The organism is Nocardiopsis alkaliphila YIM 80379 (assembly GCF_000341005.1).
Classification (GTDB): domain Bacteria; phylum Actinomycetota; class Actinomycetes; order Streptosporangiales; family Streptosporangiaceae; genus Nocardiopsis; species Nocardiopsis alkaliphila.
Genome location: NZ_ANBD01000109.1, coordinates 1 through 19,636, shown reverse-complemented (window position 1 = coordinate 19,636; position 19,636 = coordinate 1). Strand labels below are relative to the sequence as shown.

General features: G+C 67.3%; 13 protein-coding genes and 1 riboswitch. Of the genes, 3 read left to right on the top strand and 10 right to left on the bottom strand.

The features are described from left to right. Nucleotides 1–20: 20 nt before the first annotated feature. The 10 genes from D472_RS0115840 to D472_RS0115795 form a co-directional block, all read right to left on the bottom strand. Nucleotides 21–1,283 carry a hemolysin family protein gene (locus tag D472_RS0115840; protein WP_017605455.1) on the bottom strand — a complete coding sequence of 421 codons (1,263 nt, stop codon included), beginning with the start codon at nt 1,281–1,283 and terminating at the stop codon, nt 21–23. 123 nt (nt 1,284–1,406) lie between these two features. Further along, the gene (ligD, locus tag D472_RS0115835) at nt 1,407–2,321 is read right to left on the bottom strand and encodes a non-homologous end-joining DNA ligase (protein ID WP_026117740.1); all 915 of its coding nucleotides are present in this window, start codon (nt 2,319–2,321) and stop codon (nt 1,407–1,409) included. Nucleotides 2,322–2,587: 266 nt separating this feature from the next. Then, entirely contained in the window at nt 2,588–3,532 is a 945-nt protein-coding gene (locus tag D472_RS0115830) for an electron transfer flavoprotein subunit alpha/FixB family protein (RefSeq protein ID WP_017605453.1), read from the bottom strand. Nucleotides 3,533–3,561: 29 nt separating this feature from the next. Next, complete coding sequence (locus D472_RS0115825; RefSeq protein WP_193373474.1) at nt 3,562–4,341, bottom strand: electron transfer flavoprotein subunit beta/FixA family protein; 780 nt, start codon at nt 4,339–4,341, stop codon at nt 3,562–3,564. A gap of 320 nt (nt 4,342–4,661) precedes the next feature. After that, on the bottom strand, nt 4,662–6,935 hold the full coding sequence (locus D472_RS25685) for a protein kinase domain-containing protein (RefSeq protein ID WP_239642984.1): 2,274 nt from the start codon (nt 6,933–6,935) through the stop codon (nt 4,662–4,664). A 389-nt stretch (nt 6,936–7,324) separates the two neighbouring features. Next, nucleotides 7,325–8,125, bottom strand: coding sequence for an enoyl-CoA hydratase/isomerase family protein (locus tag D472_RS0115815; protein ID WP_017605451.1), 801 nt, complete (start codon nt 8,123–8,125; stop codon nt 7,325–7,327). A gap of 45 nt (nt 8,126–8,170) precedes the next feature. Then, nucleotides 8,171–8,932 carry an energy-coupling factor transporter transmembrane component T family protein gene (locus D472_RS0115810; RefSeq protein ID WP_017605450.1) on the bottom strand — a complete coding sequence of 254 codons (762 nt, stop codon included), beginning with the start codon at nt 8,930–8,932 and terminating at the stop codon, nt 8,171–8,173. Next, the gene (locus tag D472_RS0115805) at nt 8,929–10,464 is read right to left on the bottom strand and encodes an ABC transporter ATP-binding protein (RefSeq protein ID WP_017605449.1); all 1,536 of its coding nucleotides are present in this window, start codon (nt 10,462–10,464) and stop codon (nt 8,929–8,931) included. Before D472_RS0115805 ends, D472_RS0115810 begins: the two co-directional genes overlap by 4 nt. A 3-nt stretch (nt 10,465–10,467) precedes the next feature. Then, nucleotides 10,468–11,085 (bottom strand): ECF transporter S component, encoded by a 618-nt coding sequence (locus D472_RS0115800; RefSeq protein WP_017605448.1) that lies wholly within the window; start codon nt 11,083–11,085, stop codon nt 10,468–10,470. Nucleotides 11,086–11,155: 70 nt separating this feature from the next. Continuing rightward, nucleotides 11,156–11,263: riboswitch (TPP riboswitch) on the bottom strand. A 137-nt stretch (nt 11,264–11,400) separates the two neighbouring features. Then, the gene (locus D472_RS0115795) at nt 11,401–13,590 is read right to left on the bottom strand and encodes a transglycosylase domain-containing protein (protein WP_017605447.1); all 2,190 of its coding nucleotides are present in this window, start codon (nt 13,588–13,590) and stop codon (nt 11,401–11,403) included. Nucleotides 13,591–14,297: 707 nt separating this feature from the next. Between D472_RS0115795 and D472_RS0115790 the strand changes: the two genes are divergently transcribed. The 3 genes from D472_RS0115790 to D472_RS0115780 form a co-directional block, all read left to right on the top strand. After that, nucleotides 14,298–16,265 (top strand): alpha-1,4-glucan--maltose-1-phosphate maltosyltransferase, encoded by a 1,968-nt coding sequence (locus D472_RS0115790; protein ID WP_017605446.1) that lies wholly within the window; start codon nt 14,298–14,300, stop codon nt 16,263–16,265. An 87-nt stretch (nt 16,266–16,352) separates the two neighbouring features. Further along, nucleotides 16,353–18,269, top strand: coding sequence for a maltose alpha-D-glucosyltransferase (gene treS, locus D472_RS0115785; RefSeq protein WP_017605445.1), 1,917 nt, complete (start codon nt 16,353–16,355; stop codon nt 18,267–18,269). A gap of 2 nt (nt 18,270–18,271) precedes the next feature. Further along, a partial coding sequence (locus tag D472_RS0115780; protein WP_017605444.1) for a maltokinase N-terminal cap-like domain-containing protein occupies nt 18,272–19,636 on the top strand: 1,365 nt, incomplete at its 3' end.

Below are 19,636 nucleotides of genomic sequence, written 5' to 3'. Positions count from 1 at the left end.
GGGAGCGGCGGCGAAGGATCTCAGCGGGGGGTCAGCTGGATCTCCTCGATCTTGCGACCGTCGGCCGCGGTGACGGTCGCCCTCCATCCGTCCAGGTCCACCCATTCGCCTGGGCCGTTCGGGATGTGTCCCAACAGCACCAGGACCATTCCGGCCACCGTGACGTAGGCGCCCTCCGGCCGTGCCCGAAGTTCCACGCCCAGATCGAGCAGGTCGTGCACGGGGAAGGTACCGGGTAGCCGGAACGCTCCCCCCGCCAAGCGGGTGGCCTCTCGCGGGTCCGGGTCGGTCTCGTCGTTGATGTCCCCGACCAACTCCTCCAGCAGATCCTCCAAGGAGACGATGCCGCTCACCGCGCCGCTCTCACCGATCACCATCGCCAACTGCCGGCGGCCCGCGGTCATCCGCCCCAGGGCCGCGGACAGTGACAAGGTGTCCGGCAGCTGGAGCGCCTCCCTGGCCAGGTCGGCGACGTCCACGTCCTCCTCGAGCAGGTCCGACCAGTGGACCACCCCGACCACGTCGTCCACGTCCCCTCGCCGGATCACCGGGGCGCGCGAGTGGCCGAGTTCGGCGAGCCGCACCAACCCCTCACTCGCCTTGGTGCCCGCCACCAGGGAATCCACGTCCCGGCGCGGCACGAGTACCTCGCGCAGGCGACGTTCGCGGATCTCGAAGGCCCGGTCGAGGATCTGTCGCTGCTCGGGGGTGATCTCCCCCTGAGAGGTGACCATCTCCCTCAGCTCGTCCTCGGTGACCTCTTCCCGCTCTGCCTTGGGGTCCCCTCCGAGCAATCGCACGACCAGGTTCGTGGAGAACCCCAGCAGCCACACCACCGGCCGGGTCAGCGTGGCGAGCAGGTCCAAGGGACGGGCGACGGCCAGCGCCCATCCCTCCGCGCGCTGCATGGCGATGCGTTTGGGTGCGAGTTCGCCCACGACCAGGGTGACGAAGGTCAGCGCCATCGTGATCAAGAAGACCGAAACGGGTTCCGCGTATCGGCCGAGGAAGCCCAAGGGGTCGACCAAGGGGCGGGCCAGGGAGATGGCGGCCGCCGCCGAGGCCAGGAACCCCGCGAGCGTGATACCGATCTGAATGGTGGCCAGGAACCGGTTGGGGTCCCGCGCCAGTCGGGCGACCGCTCGACCACCGGGGCCACGTTCCTCCAAGCCGCGAATCCGAGCATCACGTAACGTCACCAACGCGATCTCACTGCCCGCGAACACGGCGTTCACCATGACCAAGACCAGGACGAGGCCGATTTGTGCCCCGTAGCCCTCCATGGGTGCTCCCGTGAGTGGAATGTCGTCGGACCCCCCGGTTTTTGCCCGAATCCACACCCCTCACACGTGTACCGCCCCCGCTCGTCTTCACCTCCGTTCGAGCCGGAGCGAGGCCGGGGAGCCTCACCCTCGGTCGGCGCGAGGGCGGGGGACGACGCCGCCCTCTCCCTCCTCCAATAGGCCCAAGGCCCGCCTGGGGGAGCGAGCGTGTCTGCGCATTCCGGCGAAGGGGCACTCGTCCCGTTCCAGGTCCATGGTGAAGTCCTGGGAGGAGTTCAGGGCGTCGAGTTCGGTCCAGGCGATCGGAGCCGCGATCGGAGCCCCTGGTCTGGCCCGGACCGCGTAGGGCGCTACCGCCAACCCTCCGGCGCCGTTGCGCAGGTAGTCGACGAACATGCGGCCGTGGCGGGCGGCCTTACGCACACGGGTGGTCCATTCTCTGGGGGCACGGGCGACGACCCGGTCCGCCACCGCCTTGGCCAGTCGTCTGACCTCCCCGTCATCCACCTCGGGGCGCAGTGGTGAGTGAACGTGCAGACCACGCGAACCGGTGGTCATCACATAGGCACTCAGCCCGAGTTCGGACAGGACCTCACGCACGGTCCAGGCGGCCTGTCGACAGGTATCGAAGGCGTCGCCGCCCTCCCCCACCGGGTCGAGGTCCAGGATCAGTCGATCGGGCAGGCCCAGACGCGGGGTACGGGAGGACCAGGTGTGCAACGTGATGGCGTTCTGGTTGGCGCACCACACCAGTGCGGCCGCCTCCTGGCACTCCATCATCCGTCCGGAGGAGGTCCACACGGTGCGGATCCAACGTGGGTGGGAGGGGTGTTGGACCAGGAAACCCGGGGTGTCGATGCCCTCGGGATAGCGTTCGAGCGCGACGGGGCGTCCCTTGACCAACGGCAGCATGAAAGGCGCGATCCTGGCGTAGTAGTCGGCGAGTTCGCCCTTGGTCGCGCCGTCGACCCCAAAGAGTGGCTTGTCGGCGTGGGTGATCTCCACCTTGCGTCGTCCAGCCCGAACCGTCGTTCGCATGGCACATGCCTCCCTTCGGACCGTCGTGCGCCGGGTCTACCCGGAGCCACACTCCGAAAACCACACATAAAACTCATATCGGACACAGCACCCTCGGCTCACCTCCGTAGGGCCGCTCCCCGCACCTTCGAGGAAAGCCCTCGTCACCACAAGTGGACCGCATAACACTGCGGAACCGACTTCGTCGCGAGTGGACAACGTCGGGCCTGAAAATCCGATGCCCGGCCGGAGGATTCCGGCCGGGCATCGGTGGACAAGCGTGTGGACTACTTGCGCTTGTTGATCTCCTCGGTGAGCTGCGGGGCGACCGTGTGAAGGTCACCCACGACACCGAAGTCGGCGAGCTCGAAGATCGGAGCCTCGGGGTCCTTGTTGACCGCGACGATGTTCTTCGAGGTCTGCATACCGGCCCGGTGCTGGATCGCGCCAGAGATACCCAGAGCGACGTACAGGTTCGGGCTGACCGTCTTACCGGTCTGGCCGACCTGGAACTGGTTCGGGTACCAGCCGGAGTCGACGACGGCGCGGGAGGCACCGACCGCGGCACCGAGGGAGTCCGCGAGGTTCTCGACGACGCTGAAGTCGTCGGAGCCCACACCACGGCCCCCGGAGACCACGATGGCGGCCTCGGACAGCTCGGGGCGCTCACCCTTGGCCTCGACGACGCGCTCGACGACCTTGGCGGACTTGGCGGCGTCGGAGATGTCGACCGACACGGCCTCCTCCGCGGCGGCGCCGGCGGCGGCCTCCGGAACGACGGAGTTCGGGCGGACCGCGATGACCGGCACACCGGTCCTGACGCGGGCGTGGGTGACGGTGGCGCCACCGAAGATGCTGTGCTCGGCGACCAGCTCGGCGTTGACGTCGACGACGTCGGTGAGCACACCGGAGCCCAGCTTCACGGCGGTGCGGCCGGCGACCTCCTTGTTCTCACCGGTGGCCGAAACCAGGATGCCGGCGGCACCCTTGTCCTGGGCGAGCTTGGCGAGCAGCTCGGCCTTGGGGGCGACGACGTAGTCGTTCACCTCGGCCGGAGCCACATAGACCTTCTCGGCGCCGAACTCGGCCAGGGTGGCCTTGCCCGACTCCACACCGTCGCCTACCCAGACCGCGGCGGGCTCGCCGATGCGGCGAGCGGCGGTGAGCAGCTCGGTGGTGACCTTCTTGACCTGTCCGTCGACGTGGTCGACGAGGACGAGGACCTCAGCCATAATCCTTGAACCTTCCCTGAGTCTCTCGCCTACACGAACTTCTTCTCGGCGAGGAAGTCGGCGGCCTTGATGCCGCCTTCGCCCTCGTCCTTGACGATCGTGCCCGCGGCGCGCGGCGGCGCGGCGGCGAAGTCGACGGTCTCGGTGGTGGCGTTGGCCAGACCGACCTTGCCGGTGTCGATGCCCGCGTCGGCCGCGGACTTCTTGTCGACCGGCTTCTTCTTCGCCTGCATGATCAGCTTGAAGGACGGGTAGCGGGGCTCGTTGATCTTCTCGACGACGGAGACGACCGCCGGGAGCTGAGCCTCGACCACGTCGTGGCCGTAGTCGGTCTGACGCTGGATCTTGATGGCGCCGCCGTCGATGTCGACCTTGCCGGCCAGCGTGAGCTGGGGCAGGCCGAGGTACTCGGCGAGTGCGGCACCTACGACACCGGTACGGGCGTCGGTGGACTCCGAGCCGAGCACGACCACGTCGAACTCGATGGTGCCCAGGGCCTGCGCGAGCGCGTAGGCGGTCTGGAGCGCGTCGGATCCGTGAAGCGCCTCGTCGTTGACGAAGACGGCCTTGTCGGCGCCCATGGACAGGGCCTTGCGGATCGAGTCCGTGGCCTGATCCGGTCCCATCGTCAAGATGGTGACCTCGCCGCCGTGCTTCTCCTTGAGGAGGAGCGCCTCCTCGATGGCGTACTCATCGAGCTCGTTGATGACGCCGTCGGACGCTGCGCGATCGAGCGTCTTGTCATCGGCGTTGAGCTTCCGTTCGGTCGCCGTGTCCGGGACCTGCTTGACCAAAACGACAATATTCATGGCCGGTGGCCGACCTCCCTGCACTCCCATAGCCGCCGTCTGGCGGGTGGGCGCTGGCGCGCCCCGTTACTGCCAACAATGCCGAATGCCGTTCGGCCATCCGACGGCGGGTCCGGTGTTCACGTCCACAACGGCCCGCCATGCTGCCCATACAGCAGATGTTACTGGCTAGTAGTTTGTAGGCCAACCCCTGTAACTTAGGTAACCCTCACCGAACACCGTCCAGTCATGGTGACAGCCGTGGCCACCAGGGACAATGGCCCCGGGCTCCTCTACTTTAGTGATCCGTCCCACGGTGCCCGTGGACGCCTCATCCTCGACTACCCGAACCAGTCGGCGGGACCGGTGAGCGGGCCCAGCGTCCAGATCGGAGCCGAACCCAGACCGATCGACAGGATCAACATGGTCAGCAGGATGACGCCGACGATCACACCGATGTACAGGTACAGGTTGTAGAAGCGAACCCGTTCCACCAGCCAGACCGCCTGGTGTCGGGCCTCACGCCCACTCGGCATGATGTAGCTGAGCAGGATCATCACGAACACCGCGAAGGCACCCGTGTAGTTGGCCCCGTCGTTGCCCGTGTCCATCACCGTGGCGTAGACCAACCCGACCAGGATGCCCGCCAGTAGATAGACCAGACCGAACCCGACCGTTCGCAACGCCATCCGGCCGAAGGCCCAAGGGAAACTGAGCACCACCATCATGCCGTCGGAACTGCGCCGTCCCCGCGTCTGCAGGCGTCGGGCGTGCTCGGCCTTGACCACGTCCAACGCACCCAGGCCCGCGATGACGAGGACCCCCAGGAAGATACCGAACCACGGGAACCACAGGGCCACACCGGCCAGGGAGAACATGATCGGGATCAGCACCAATGGGTGCATCCGCCAGCTCTCGTCGTAGTACTCGTCTTCTTCGTCGCCGTAGTCGTCCCCGACCCGGTCCCCACGGAAGTAGTCGCCGAGGCGGTCACCGCCGCCTCGTCGGAAGCGATCCAGCAGACCTGCGCGCTCGGGATAGTCGTCCTCGTCGAATTCCTGGGTGTGTTCGCGCCGGTCGGGCCGTCCGACGGGGGTCAGGATGTCCTCGAACGCTTTGGGGTCCAACGGCGAGTTGAAGAAGCGGGTCTGCGGCGCGCCCTCCGCGTCCTGTGGCCGAGCCATCTCGGCCTGCCCCATCATCATGGTGCCCTGCGGGTCCTCTCGCCGGGCCGAGTCCCCGGGATCGATCCGTTGGGTCCCCTGGAGCTCGTTCTGCTCGGGCTGGATGCGCTGGGTCCCCTGCGGGTCCTGCGGGGAGGCCGGGCTGATCCGGTCGGTGCCCCGCGCGTCGGCCAGGTCGTCCGTGGCCCCCTCGTCGGAGTTCCAGCCCCCGGAGTGGGAGTAGGAGGTCTGCGTACGGCCACCGCTCAGGTCGTTGGTGGCCACGTCATCGACGTCGTCGGCCCTTCGCCCACCGCTCGGATCGTTCCTCGCCCCGTCGTCGCCGACCCGACCGGCGGAGTGGGCGTGGTGGGCGGTCTGCGGCGAGGAAGGGCTGCCCCAGGCGCTATCGGTCGGGGTGGAGACGCTGCGGGTGTGCGAGGGCCCCCAGCCCTGGCTGGCGCTCTTGCCCAACAGGTAACCCGCGGCGCCGGCGGCGGCGCCTCCCAGGGCCGCACCGCCCATGCCACCGCGACCACCCGTGTCCAAGGACCCCGGAGTGGGGTGTTGCACGGTGTGGCCACCGGTCTGGTTCGCCGTTCCACTCCGTGGTTCGGTCCACGGCAGGTCGAGGTTGAGACGGCTGGTCTCGGCGACCAGTTCGGCGGCGGTGGGACGCGCGCGCATGTCCCTGGAGACCGCTCGGTCGACCAGGGGACGCAGCGCCTCGTGCATCCCGTCCATGTCGATCTCGCCGTTGAGGATCCGGAAGAAGATCACCTCGAACGAACCCGCGCCGTAGGGCGGACGTCCGGTCGAGGCGAAGGCCACGGTGCCACCCCAGGCGTGCACGTCGGTGGCCGGGCCCAGGTCGGTGCCCTCGATGACCTCCGGGGAAAGGTAGCTGGGGGTACCGACGAACGTTCCGGTCTGGGTCAACTTGGCCCCGTCGACCGCGTGCGCGATACCGAAGTCGATGACGATCGGCTCCCCGTTGGAGATGATCACGTTGCCGGGCTTGAGGTCGCGGTGGATCACGTCCACCGCGTGGATGTCCTTGATCGCCCGGGCCATACCGGTGACGAAACGGGTCAGAGCGCGACCGCGCAGGGGACCGTGGTCGGTGACCGTGGCGTCCAGGGTCGGGCCGGGAATGTACTCGGTGACCACCCAGGGCAGTTCGGCCTGGGTGTCCGCGTCGATGACCTCGGCCACGTTGGGACTCTGCACGCGACGCATCGTCTCGACCTCCCGGGCGAGCCGGGCACGTGCGATGTGGTCGCCGGCGACCTCCGGTTTGAGGACTTTCACCGCGACGAACTGATCGGTCCGGGGGTCCTCGGCCTGGTACACCACGCCCATGCCACCGGAGCCGATGCGACGGCGGATCACGTAGTGGCCGATGCGCTCCGGCAGCTCCTCACCCGTGGGGAAACCTGCCGACATTGCCATCGAGAACTCATCCCCTCAAAAGACCGCATACCACCGTGTCCAGCTTATCGGCCGGGGGATGGGTCACCATTGGCTTGTGCGGCCCCGAGAACGAGGCCCGTGTGGTCTGTCGGTCGCCGGGAGAGACGGACGCGATACGGTCCGAGAAGCTGCCCGACGGACCGTCCGCCGTGGGACGACCATGACGAGTATGACGGAAAATCGGCGCGGGCGGTTCCTCGACCCTCGTCCCGTTTGGCCGGATCCGGTCGCTTCACCTCGGGGCACGGACAGCCAACGAACGTGACCTGAAGATCGCTTTCACGGCGAACGTGGGCGGGTGGTGTCGGCACGAACGTTCCGACACTACCCGCCCCCGGGCGTGATGACGTCTTTCGCCAGGGAAAGGATCAGCGGCCGCTGAAGGTCGCCTTGCCCGGCCCCTGCTCGATGAAGCTGCGCATGCCCGTCTTCTGGTCCTCGGTGGCGAAGAGACCGGAGAAGTGGAGGCGTTCGATCTCCAGTCCGGTGTCGAGGTCGGTCTCCAGCCCCCGATCGATGGCCTCCTTCGCGGCCGCGAGCGCGACGGCGGGTCCGTGGGCGTACCCGGCGACCATCGCGACGGCGGCGGAGTAGACCTCCTCGTCGGCCACGACCTCGTCCACCAGACCGATCTCCTTGGCCTCCTCGGCCTTTACGTGACGGCCGCTGAAGACCAGATCCTTGGCCTTGGCCGGACCGATCAGTCGCGGCAGACGCTGGGTGCCCCCGGCGCCCGGGATCACGCCCAGTTGGACCTCGGGCTGGCCGAGCCTGGCCTTGGTTCCCGCGACCCGGAAGTCGGCGCACAGCGCCAGTTCACAGCCGCCGCCCAGAGCGAAGCCGCTGATCGCCGCGACCACGGGCTTGGGGATACGGGCCACGGCGGTCAACGCGTTCTGCAGGGCGCGCGAGTACTCCAGCATCTGAGCGTGGGTGAGGTCGGCCATCTCCTTGATGTCGGCCCCCGCCACGAAGGCGCGCTCACCTCCGTAGAGCACGACGGCGCGCGCCCGGGCATCGGTCGAGACCTGGGCGGCCGCTTCGGCGATCTCCTTGGTGACCTGCCCGTTCAGTGCGTTCAGCGCCTTGGGTCGGTCGATCCGGATGACAGCCACCGCGGGGTTCTCCGGGTCGGCCTCCACGCGAACGAATTCGCCCACGTTGTCCACCTCTTCAGTTCGGCTTCGATGTCGGTTGCCACCTAACCACCCCGGTCAGGCGAAGAGCAGCACCAGGGTCCCCAGCCCGGCCGAGGTCGCGTAGGCGATGACCAGGAGCAGGACGGTGCCCACGAGAAGAAGGGTGTCGGCTGTACGCCAGCGACTGACCCTGGCGTGGCTTCGCGGCCCGGTTCCGAAGGCCCGCGCGTCCATCGCCGTGGCCAGCAGGGTGCCGATCCGGATGGAACGCACCAGCAGTGCGAACAGCCGCCCGAAGAACAGGCGGACCACGTTCAGTGGGTTGTAGCCGGAATCCAACCCTCGGGCCCGGCGGGCCAGGGTGATGGTGCGCCACTGATCGGCCAGCAGCGGGATGAGGCGCAGCGCCGCGAGCACGCCCATGGCCGGGCGCTCGGGTACCTTGAGTCTTTGGACGAGCCCGTCGGCCATGTCGGTGGGATCACTGGTGATGGCGGCGAGGAGGCCCGGAAGGGCGATGGCCAACAGGCGCACCGCCACCCCGATGGCGCCCTCCAGCCCTTGGTCACCATAGAGGTGGTTGACCGCGGCACTGCTCAGACCCATGAGCAGGAAGGGGCCGGCCAGGAGCAGCAGGGTACGGCGGTCCACCCCGCTGAAGGGTACGCACAACAGCACGGCGACGAGCACGATCCCGCCGGTGACCACGTCCACGGCCGGGATCAGTCCGATGCCGAGTACCAGCGCGGCGATCAGTTTGGCCGCGGGGTTCAGCCCGGTGAGCCGGTATCCGGAACCGGTTCGCGGCCGGTCCAGGGTGAGCGGGCCGTCACTCACACGTCCTCCCCGCTCGAGGCTTCGGCCACGGCGCGCCCGTCGGCCACGTGCACGCGTACGTCCGTCAGATGGCGCAGGAGCAGTGGATCGTGGGTGGCCATGGTGATCGCCCGTCCCTGGGTACGCAGGTCCGCCAGCAACTCCACCAGTTCGGTCCAGGTACGGGTGTCCTGTCCGAAGGTGGGCTCGTCCAGAGCCAGGACGTCGGGGGCGTGCCCGGGGCCGGAACTGAGCGCGGTGGCCACCGACAGTCGGCGTTTCTCTCCACCGGAAAGCGTGTAGGGGTGCACGTCGGCCAGAGGGGTCAGGCGCAGGCGTTCCATGAGTTCGTCCACCCGACCTTCTGTTTCAGCCTCCCCCAAACCGGCGCGCAAGGGGGCGAAACGGAGTTCGTCCCGAACGTTGGCGGTCACGAACTGATCCTCCGCGTACTGGAAGACGGTACCCACGTGCCGGGCCAGACGCCGGGCCGGCCAACGGAACATCGGCCGTCGATCGATCTTGGCCAGGGGCCCGCACGGCACCACCCGTCCCCGATGTGGCCTGGCGAGGCCGGCCAACAGGGTGAGGAGGGTGGACTTGCCCGCGCCGTTGGGACCGGTCAGCGCGGTGGCGGTACCGGCGGGCACGCTCAGGTCCACGTGTTCGAGAACGGTGCGCGCGGCTCCGGTGGCGTGCACACCCAACTGGAACGGGGTGCGCGCCAGCACGTCCTCGGCCGCCAACAGAGAGGTCCCCCCGGGCGCCGGGGGCAGCTCCGGTGCGGGTTCCTCTCCGGGCACCCACACCCCCCGCGCGGCCAGGGATCGGCCGTGTTCGGCGAACACCTTCGTCGGTGTTCCGTCGGCGACCACCCCACCGCCGGGTTCGACCACCACCACCCGGTTCACCAGGTCCACGACTTCGGCGACCCGATGTTCGACCAGGACGAGGGTGGTCTCGGTCTGGGCGAGCAGACGGGCCAGCAGGTCGCGCACCAGCGCGGCTCCGGCCGGATCGAGGTTGGCGGTGGGTTCGTCCAACAGAAGCAGACGCGGTCGCATGGCCAGCGCCCCCGCGATGGCCAGACGCTGCTTCTCGCCGCCGGACAGGGCCCCGGTGGAGTGCCGGAGCCCGTAGGGAAAACCGACCTCGTTCAGGGCGCGTTCCACCCGAGGCCAGATCTCCTCCCGCGCCACTCCCAGGTTCTCCAACCCGAACGCCACGTCATCGCCGGCACGCGCCATCACCAGTTGGGTCTGCGGGTCCTGACCCACCAACCCCACACCGCCTCGCCCTCGACAAGCGGGTTCACCATCGATCCGGAGCAGGCCCTCTTGGTCACCGCCGATGGCGCTGTCGGCACCGGTGAGTCCGGCCAGGGAGTGCAACAGGGTGGACTTGCCCGCGCCGGACGCGCCCAGCAGCAGGACCCGTTCTCCTGGTTCGATGACCAGGTCGACTCCGCGCAGAGCGTGGGCGGCGCGGCCCGCGTGCCTCCATCCCCAGCCGGAGAGTTCCACACGCGCACCGCGGGCGTTCCCCTCGACCACGGGTCAGCCCTTGGCCGAAGGGAAGGGGGCCAGCGCACCGGACCTGGCCAGGGACGTGGTGAGCAGGCGACCACCCACCCCGGCGATCAACGCACCGCTGACCAGGACCAGGGCACCGTAGACGAGTTGGTGGGACAAGGGCCAGGCGGCGTAGTAGACGATGGCGTCCCGCAGGGCCGGGGAGATCCCGGCGGCCATCCCGGCCAGGACCGCCACGCCCATGCCCCAGCGGCGGTAGAGGAAGAGCAGGAAGACCAGTTCGGGAAGCATGCCCTGCATGGCGCCTTCCAGGACCACGGTGATGCCCCACTTGGAGCCCAACAGCGCCGAGACCGAGGCCGCGGCGATGGAGGTGAGCAAGGCCGCGCCGGGCCGACGGATGATCAACCCGCCCAGGACGCCCGGAAGCAGCCAGACTCCGTAGAGGATGGCCTGGGCCGGCGGGAAGAGCACGAACAGTGGCCCCGTGACCTCCCAGGCGATGCCCCAGAGCCAGAAGACCACACCCACCGCGGCGCCGACCACGGCGGCCACCACGATGTCCACCGTGCGCCACCCCTTGAGCCCGTCGAGAAGCTCACGGCCCACGCCGACCCTTGCGGGCTCGGTCCCGGTACCCATCGAAAGTCCCTTCGTCGAGGTGACGAGGGAGTGCGGCCGAGAGCGTCACGCGCGCTCGAGGGCACGGTGGTGACGGATTCCCACGACTTCCTTCGCCGGCATGACCCGGATCAGGTGTGTAAGGGTCTGCGGCCCGTTACCGCACTCTCAGCGCTCTCGCGCTCCCCTGTCGGTTCGCCTCCATTATGCGCCAACAAGTAAGGCCGTGGGATGTTCCCACCCCACGGCCTCTTTCGTCCCTGTTCGTTTCGGGTCCCCGTTCCTCCCCCTCGCCGCCCCCACCATCACCCTCGGCGGGCCCCGTGGAGGAGGTCCTCAGGCGTCGCTGTCGTCGTCACCGCTCTCGGGCTCGGCGTCCGGGTCGCCGAAGGCGCGCGGTGAACGCGCGAAGCCCTCACTGGGAAGGTCGGCGGTGGCGCCCCGCATGGTCTCCTGCCAGATCGGGCCGGGCAGGGTGCCTCCGTAGACGATGCCGTAGTAACGATCGCCGATGGTCACGCCCTGTAGTGGGTTCTGTTCACCGCCGCGCACGTCACCCACGACCACGGCCGAGGCGAGGTTCGGGGTGTGCCCGGCGAACCAGGCGTAGGCCGCGCCGTCGGTGGTACCGGTCTTGCCGGCGGCCGGCCGGCCGATGTCCAGACCGTTCGCGGTACCACCCTTGAAGGTCTGCTGGAGCAGGTGGTTGACGCCGTCGGCGACCTCCTCCTTCACCACTTGTTCACAGTCGGACTCGGCGGTGCGCTCCTCCCCTGTCGTCTCGTCGGTGATCGAATGGACCGGACGCGGTTCGCAGCGCTCACCCCGTGCGGCGAAAGTCGCGTAGGAGTTGGCCACGTTCAGCGGGGACACCTCTTGGTCGCCGAGGGTGAAAGAGCTCCACACCCCGAGTTCACCGCCGTCCGCGCGACGCACTCCGGCCTTCTCGGCCATCTGGGCGGTGGCACACAAGCCCGCCCGCTTCTGAAGCTGAGCGAAGTAGGTGTTCACCGAACCCTTGGTCGCGCTGATCATGTTGTGGCCGCCCTCATCGCTCTCACCGGCGTTGCGCACGTTCCACGAGGACATCGTGCCGCCATCACAGTTGGACATGCCGCTGATCGACATGGTCTTGGGCGAGTCGAAGCTGGTGCCGTACCCCAGGCCCTTGTCGAGGGCGGCGGCCAGGGTGAAGGTCTTGAACGTCGAACCGGCCTGGAAGCCGCTGGAGCCACCGTCGGCCTTGTCCACGGACAGGTTGATCGACGTGCTGCCGACCTGTTCGTCATCGAAGCCGTAACGCAGGTTCTGGGCCAGGCCACGGACCCGTCCGGTACCGGGTTCGACCAGGGCCTGGGCGGAGAACTTGGTGGAGTCCTCGTGCGGGACCCTCTTGTCGATGGCGGCTTGGGCCGAGTCCTGCGCGTTTCGGTCCAAAGTGGTGCGGACGGTGATCCCGCCTTGGGTGATGCGTTGCTCGCGTTCGGCGGCGGTCTCACCCAACAGCTCGGACTCGGCCAGCCAGCGCATCACGTAGTCACAGAAGAACGGGTACTCACTCTCCGAGCAGCTGCCACCGCGCGGGGTGGGGTCGATGTCCAGGTCTTGGGATTTGTACCGGGCACCCTCCTCCTCGGTGAGCACCTCTGTGGCCACCATCCGATCCAGCACCAGGTCACGGCGTTCCTTGGCGTTCTCCGGATGGTTGATCGGGTCGTAGAGCGAGGGGGCACGGACCAAGCCGGCCAAAAGGGCGGCCTGTCCCGGGTCCAGTTCGGCTGCGGGGATGGAGAAGTACCGCTGGGCGGCGATCTCGACACCGTGCGCGCCCGCTCCGAAGTAGGACAGGTTGAGATAACCCTCGAGGATCTCGTCCTTGGTGTACCTCTCCTCGATGTCGATGGCGTAGCGCAGTTCGCTGAGCTTGCGGCTGAGGGTTCTGGCGTTGGCCTCCTCGACCTCTTCCTTGGTTTCGGCGGTCTCGATGAGCAGGTTCTTGACGTACTGCTGGGTAATGGTGGAACCACCCTGCATGTCGCCCTGGGCGGTGCGCAGAGCGGCCCGGAGGACACCGCGCAGGTCGAGTCCGCTGTGTTCGTAGAAACGGTCGTCCTCGATCGCCATCATGGCCTCGGGCATCCACGGGCCCATCTCGTCGAGTGAGAGGTTCTCGCGTTCGCGCTGGGCCACCTCACCGAAGGGCTCCCCTTCGTCATCGGTGAGTAGGACACGTGACGACAGGGGTGGAACCTCCAGGTTCGCGGGCATGGCCATGAAGTTCGCCGCCACGTCCCTGACCACCAAGCCGGTGGTTCCGGCCCAGGGCATGAGCAGGGCGGCGGTCAACAGCCCGGCGATCACACCGAGTCCGGACAAGCGCAGGACCGACTCGCGCCTGCCCTTGGCGGCGTACCCCTCCAACTTCACGGTCGCGCTCTTGACCAAGGCTCGGGCTCTGTCCCCGAACCGACCACCTCGGCTGGACTCCGTCACGTCGCCCCCTACGGCCAGGTGCCGCCCACCCATCGAGCGGCGTTGGGCACTACCTCGACCACACTTGCAGGGCCCCTCCCAGAAAACTCCGCCAAATCCGGCGTGTCGGCGAAAACCTTCCTCAATACCTGGCAAAGCCGGCAGATCACCCTGAGAAGACCCAGATTGGGCACCTCACCAGAAAACTCCCACCTTTCATCTCGACATCAAGAAGAATCAAGCGACAGAACTCCGACACGAAAGTCACTTCGCCTGAATCCGTGACGGGAGAGCCCCAAGGCACACATCGGACACAAGGGGATGTCCGGAATACGACTCCATTCAGCCGACGTGCATTCGTGCATCCCTACCCACCCCGGAAGCATCGACAACATGGGGGATGAAATTCCGGTTTTTTCATGAAGAGGCAGCAGGAAACGACTACAGAGACCCTCGGACCCACAGTGACCTAATGACTGATTTGAGAGGTATGCACCCACCAAATCCACTGAATACCAGACTTACCACCCACAAGAAAATGTGACTAGGATCACACAAATTAACCGGCCCCGACACTGCGCCAAAACCAGCCGGTGGGCAGACGATAGACAGCGGGGGCACCGAAGCCGTAATCCGGACGGGCCCCGATCCAGCACTTCGTCAACTCCGTCTTGCATTGGATTAATTTCCGGTTATTTCTGCAAGAGAGTCGACTTGTGCTGCCCCATATCGCCCGAACCACAACAATTACGGTGTAGCCAGTGATCGGACGCCTGCCCATCCTCGACATCTCTCCACACAACGACCTCGGACCGGTGAAATCCGTTCCCGGAGAACGGTTTCCGGTCGAGGCGACCGTGATCCGCGAAGGACATGACTCCCTCGCCGCAGGCGTCGTCGTCCATTCCCCGAAGGGACGACGTCACGCCCTCGTCCCCATGCGGGAGAAAGCTCCCGGAACCGACCGTTACGAGGCCGAGATCAGCCTGCCCTCCGAAGGCGAATGGTCCTTTTCCATCGAATCCTGGACCGATCCCTTCACCACCTGGCTCCACGTCGCCCGGGTGAAACTGCCCCTGGGCACGGACACCGAGCTCGTCCTGGAGGAGGGCGCCCGGCTGCTCGCCAAGGCCGGACGCCGTGTGCCCCGCGACCCGGCCCTGACCAGGGCGGCCAAGACCCTGCGCGGCACCGGCTTGGCTCCGATGGATCGTTTCGGGGCGGCCATCACCGACGAGGTCCTCTCCGCCATGGAGCAGAACCCCATTCGCGACCTCGTCACCAGGTCCAAGCGCACCAAGGTCGTCGTCCACCGCGAACGCGCCCTGTTCGGTTCCTGGTACGAGTTCTTCCCCCGTTCGGAGGGCGCCCAGGTCGACACCGTCCCCGGGCAGGAGCGCTCCGGCACCTTCAGCACCGCGGCCAAGCGTCTGCCCGCCATCGCCGACATGGGCTTCGACGTGGTGTACCTGCCACCGATCCACCCGGTCGGCGTCGCCCACCGCAAGGGCCGGAACAACACACTGCACGCGGAACCGGGCGATCCCGGTTCGGTGTGGGCCATCGGGTCGGCCGAGGGAGGCCACGACGCCGTCCATCCGGACCTGGGTACCCTCGCCGACTTCGACGCCTTCGTCGCCGAGGCCGCCGACCACGGCCTGGAGATCGCCCTGGACCTGGCCTTGCAGTGCTCCCCGGACCACCCTTGGGTGACCGAGCACCCGGAATGGTTCACCACACGCGCCGACGGCTCCATCGCCTACGCCGAGAACCCGCCCAAGAAGTACCAGGACATCTACCCGCTGTGCTTCGACAACGACTTCGAGGGTCTGTACACCGAGATCCTGCGGGTGGTACGGCACTGGATGGATCATGGAGTGCGGATCTTCCGCGTGGACAACCCGCATACCAAGCCGGTCGCCTTCTGGGAGCGGCTGTTGGCCGACGTCGCCAAGACCGACCCCGACGTGCTCTTCCTCGCCGAGGCCTTCACCCGCCCCGCGATGATGCGCACCCTGGCCAAGATCGGTTTCCACCAGTCCTACACCTACTTCACCTGGCGCAACGGCAAGGACGAGCTCACCGACCACCTCGTCGAGCTCAGTCGAAAGACCGCTCACTACCTGCGCCCCAACTTCTTCGCCAATACTCCCGACATCCTCAACGCCTACCTCCAACACGGTGGTCGCCCGGCCTTCGAGGCGCGCGCGGTCCTGGCCGCGACGCTCTCACCCACCTGGGGGATCTACTCGGGTTTCGAACTGTGCGAGAACGTCCCCGCCGCCCCCGGCAGCGAGGAGTACCTGCACTCGGAGAAGTACGAGTACCGCCCTCGCGACTGGGCCGCCGCCGACGCCTCCGGCGCGACCATCGCCCCGCTCATCACCCGCCTCAACGAGCTGCGTCGAGCCCACCCGGCCCTGCGGGAACTGCGCAACCTGCGGTTCCACCACGTGGACCGGCCGGAACTCATCTGCTTCTCCAAACACCGCCCCGGCCCCCCGGGGGGACCCGACGACGTCGTGATCGTCGTCGTCAACCTCGACCCGCACCACGCCCGGGAGGCGACGGTGCACCTCGACCTGCCGTCGATCGGCCACATATGGGAGGAGGACCTCAAGGTGACCGATGAGCTGACCGGCCGTTCCTACACCTGGCGAGCCGACAACTACGTCCGGCTCGACCCGGCGACCGGGCCCGCGCACGTGTTCACCGTCAACGGCAGATGAGGGCCGGGGTGCCGAGGCGATGAGCATCGCCCCGAGCCCCGATACGCCCGTTGATCCGATGTCGAACATTTTGGTGGGGAGCAGTAGATGAGCAACCACGAGCACGGGCCCGGTGCACACGAACACGCCGAACACGGTCCGCTCGCGCCGGCCACCGGGGCCGCCACCGGCCCGCTCATGTCCTCAGGCGGTGCCGGTGATCCCTACTGGTACAAACACGCGGTCTTCTACGAGGTACTCGCCCGGGGTTTCTTCGACTCCAACGGCGACGGCACCGGCGACCTCGCCGGTCTGGTGCGCAAACTCGACTACCTTCAGTGGCTCGGGATCGACTGCCTCTGGTTGCTACCGATGTACGAGTCCCCGCTGCGCGATGGCGGATACGACATCTCGGACTACTTCAAGATCCTTCCCGAGTTCGGCAACACCGCCGACTTCGTGGAGCTCCTCGACGAAGCACACCGGCGCGGTATCCGTGTCATCACCGACCTGGTGATGAACCACACCAGCGACCAGCACCCCTGGTTCCAGGCTTCCCGCCAGGACCCGAACGGTCCCTACGGTGACTTCTACGTGTGGTCGGACACCGACGACCGCTACGACGAGGCCCGCGTCATCTTCGTCGACACCGAGACCTCCAACTGGACCTACGACGAGGTACGCGGCCAGTACTACTGGCACCGCTTCTTCTCCCATCAGCCGGACCTGAACTTCGAGAACCCCGCGGTCCAGGAGGCGATCCTGGAGGTACTGCGCTACTGGCTGGACCTGGGTATCGACGGGTTCCGCCTGGACGCGGTGCCCTACCTGTACGAGCGGGAGGGCACCAACTGCGAGAACCTCAAGGAGACGCACGAGTTCCTCAAAAGGGTCCGTTCCGAGGTGGACCGTCTCTACCCGGACCGGGTGTTGTTGAGCGAGGCCAACCAGTGGCCCTCGGACGTGGTCGACTACTTCGGCGACTACGAGTCCGGCGGTGACGAGTGCCACATGAACTTCCACTTCCCGCTGATGCCGCGCATGTTCATGGCGGTGCGGCAGGAGCAGCGTTTCCCGATCTCGGAGATCCTCGCCCAGACCCCATCGATCCCCCGCAACTGTCAGTGGGCGATCTTCCTGCGCAACCACGACGAGCTGACCCTGGAAATGGTCACCGACGAGGAGCGCGACTACATGTACGCCGAGTACGCCAAAGAGCCCCGCATGCGCGCGAACGTGGGGATTCGGCGGCGCCTGGCACCGCTGCTGGACAACGACCGGAACCAGATCGAGCTCTTCACCGCTCTCCTGCTCTCCTTGCCGGGATCCCCGGTGCTGTACTACGGCGACGAGATCGGCATGGGCGACAACATCTGGTTGGGTGACCGGGACGCCGTGCGCACCCCCATGCAATGGAGCTCCGACCGCAACGCCGGTTTCTCCCAGAGCGACCCCGCGCGGCTGTACCTGCCACTGATCATGGACCCGGTCTACGGCTACCAGGCGCTCAACGTGGAGTCCCAGCGGGCGAACCCCGGATCCTTGTTGAACTGGACCCGCCGGATGATCCAGATCCGCAAGCGGCACCCCGTGTTCGGCACCGGGGAATTCACCGAGTTGAACGCCACCAACCCGAGTGTGCTGGCGTTCCTGCGAGAACACGGGGATGACCGGATGCTCTGCGTCAACAACCTGTCCAGGTATCCACAACCCGTGGAGTTGGACCTGTCCCGTCACATCGGTGTCAGCCCCGTGGAGTGCGTGGGCGGTGTCCGATTCCCGGAGATCGGTGAACTGCCCTACCTGCTCACCCTTCCCGGCCACGGCTTCTACTGGTTCCAGCTACCACCCGACCCTCCCACCGAGGACCCCGCCCAAGGGCGTGGAGGCGTGCCCTCGTACGGCCTTCCCTCCGCGGGGCTGAGCGTGCCGGCCACCTTCGACACCGGCCACCACGCCACGAGCATCCACCGGAGCCAGAGCCAGGGCCATGAAGATGGCGGGAAGGGAACCAGGCCTCTTTAGATATGTCGCAGCTAGAAGAACTCCTTGCGGTCTGGCTACCCCGACAACGATGGTTCTCCGGCAAGGGGATCCCGATCCGGCGGGTCCGGATCGAGAGCAGGTACACCCTGGTCTCGGCCGGTCCCGGCGGCCCCGACCTGAACGTGCTCGTGGTCCAGGCGGGACAACGCGGCACCAATTCGCGCTACCAGGTACTGCTCGGTTCGCGGCCGTCCCGATCCCTGCCACCTCACCTGGCCAGCGCGGCGATCGGCGTGTGCCAGGTGGTCGGTGACCGGCCCAGGGTGGTGTACGACGCCGCGCACGATCCCCAACTCACCGCATTGCTGTTGGAACGCTTCACCTCTGCGGAGGACGGCGGCCGACGGGGACGGGTGCGGTTCCGAACACTTCCCGGGGCCCGGATCCAAAGTTGCGGATCCGGCCGACTCCTGACCGGTGAACAGTCCAACACCTCGTTGGTCTACGGGCAGAACTACGTCCTCAAGACCTTTCGCAGGCTCTGGCCCGGGCGGAACCCGGACCTCGAATTGAACATGGCGCTGTCGGGCTCACCGTACGTGGCGCGCCCGTGCGGATGGATCGAAGCGGACCTGTCCGGACACACCACACCCACCACGTTGGCGTTGTTGCAGACCTTCGTCCCCAACGCCACCGACGGCTGGGTACTGGCCACCGAGAACGTGCGCCGGCTACTGAAAGGAGAGGACGCCGACTTCTCCCAGGAGGCGGCCCGGTTGGGGCACACCACCGCCCAGGTGCACAGCTCGTTGGCCCGGGCTCTTCCCACGGACGTGATCTCACCCGATTCGGCGGCCGAACTGGCCGATGCCATGGTGGAGCGCCTGGCGATGGCGGGGGCCCAGGTCCCGGAATTGACCGAGCACGCTCCCCGGGTGATGGAGGCCTACGCCGACTTCGCCCGATTGGACGAGCCCCTGCCCATACAGCGCATCCACGGCGACTATCACCTGGGGCAGGTCATCCGCCCCGAGTCCGGGTGGGTGTTGCTGGACTTCGAGGGGGAACCGACCGTCCCGGTGCGCGAACGCCAAAGGTTGTCCAGCCCTCTGCGCGACGTGGCGGGGATGCTGCGCTCCTTCGACTACGCGGCCGGCTACCTGTTGGTGGGGCACCCCGATGATCCCGAACTGGCCCGGGCCGCACGCGACTGGGCGCGACGCAACCGCGAGGCGTTCTGCCGGGGCTACGCCGACGGCGGCGGCGCCGACACGGAGAAGCACCTGACCGTGCTACGCGCCTTCGAGTTCGACAAGGCCGTCTACGAGGTGCTGTACGAGGCGCGTAACCGGCCCGACTGGTTGCGGGTTCCGCTCGAATCCATCGCCACCGCGTCCACGGGCGTC

What these genes read in the sequence shown, in the direction of transcription:
- D472_RS0115840 (WP_017605455.1), bottom strand. Translation starts at nt 1,283, where the DNA reads ATGGAGGGCTACGGGGCACAAATCGGCCTCGTCCTGGTCTTGGTCATG.
- ligD (WP_026117740.1), bottom strand. Translation starts at nt 2,321, where the DNA reads ATGCGAACGACGGTTCGGGCTGGACGACGCAAGGTGGAGATCACCCAC.
- D472_RS0115830 (WP_017605453.1), bottom strand. Translation starts at nt 3,532, where the DNA reads ATGGCTGAGGTCCTCGTCCTCGTCGACCACGTCGACGGACAGGTCAAG.
- D472_RS0115825 (WP_193373474.1), bottom strand. Translation starts at nt 4,341, where the DNA reads ATGAATATTGTCGTTTTGGTCAAGCAGGTCCCGGACACGGCGACCGAA.
- D472_RS25685 (WP_239642984.1), bottom strand. Translation starts at nt 6,935, where the DNA reads ATGGCAATGTCGGCAGGTTTCCCCACGGGTGAGGAGCTGCCGGAGCGC.
- D472_RS0115800 (WP_017605448.1), bottom strand. Translation starts at nt 11,085, where the DNA reads ATGGGTACCGGGACCGAGCCCGCAAGGGTCGGCGTGGGCCGTGAGCTT.
- D472_RS0115795 (WP_017605447.1), bottom strand. Translation starts at nt 13,590, where the DNA reads ATGGGTGGGCGGCACCTGGCCGTAGGGGGCGACGTGACGGAGTCCAGC.
- treS (WP_017605445.1), top strand. Translation starts at nt 16,353, where the DNA reads ATGAGCAACCACGAGCACGGGCCCGGTGCACACGAACACGCCGAACAC.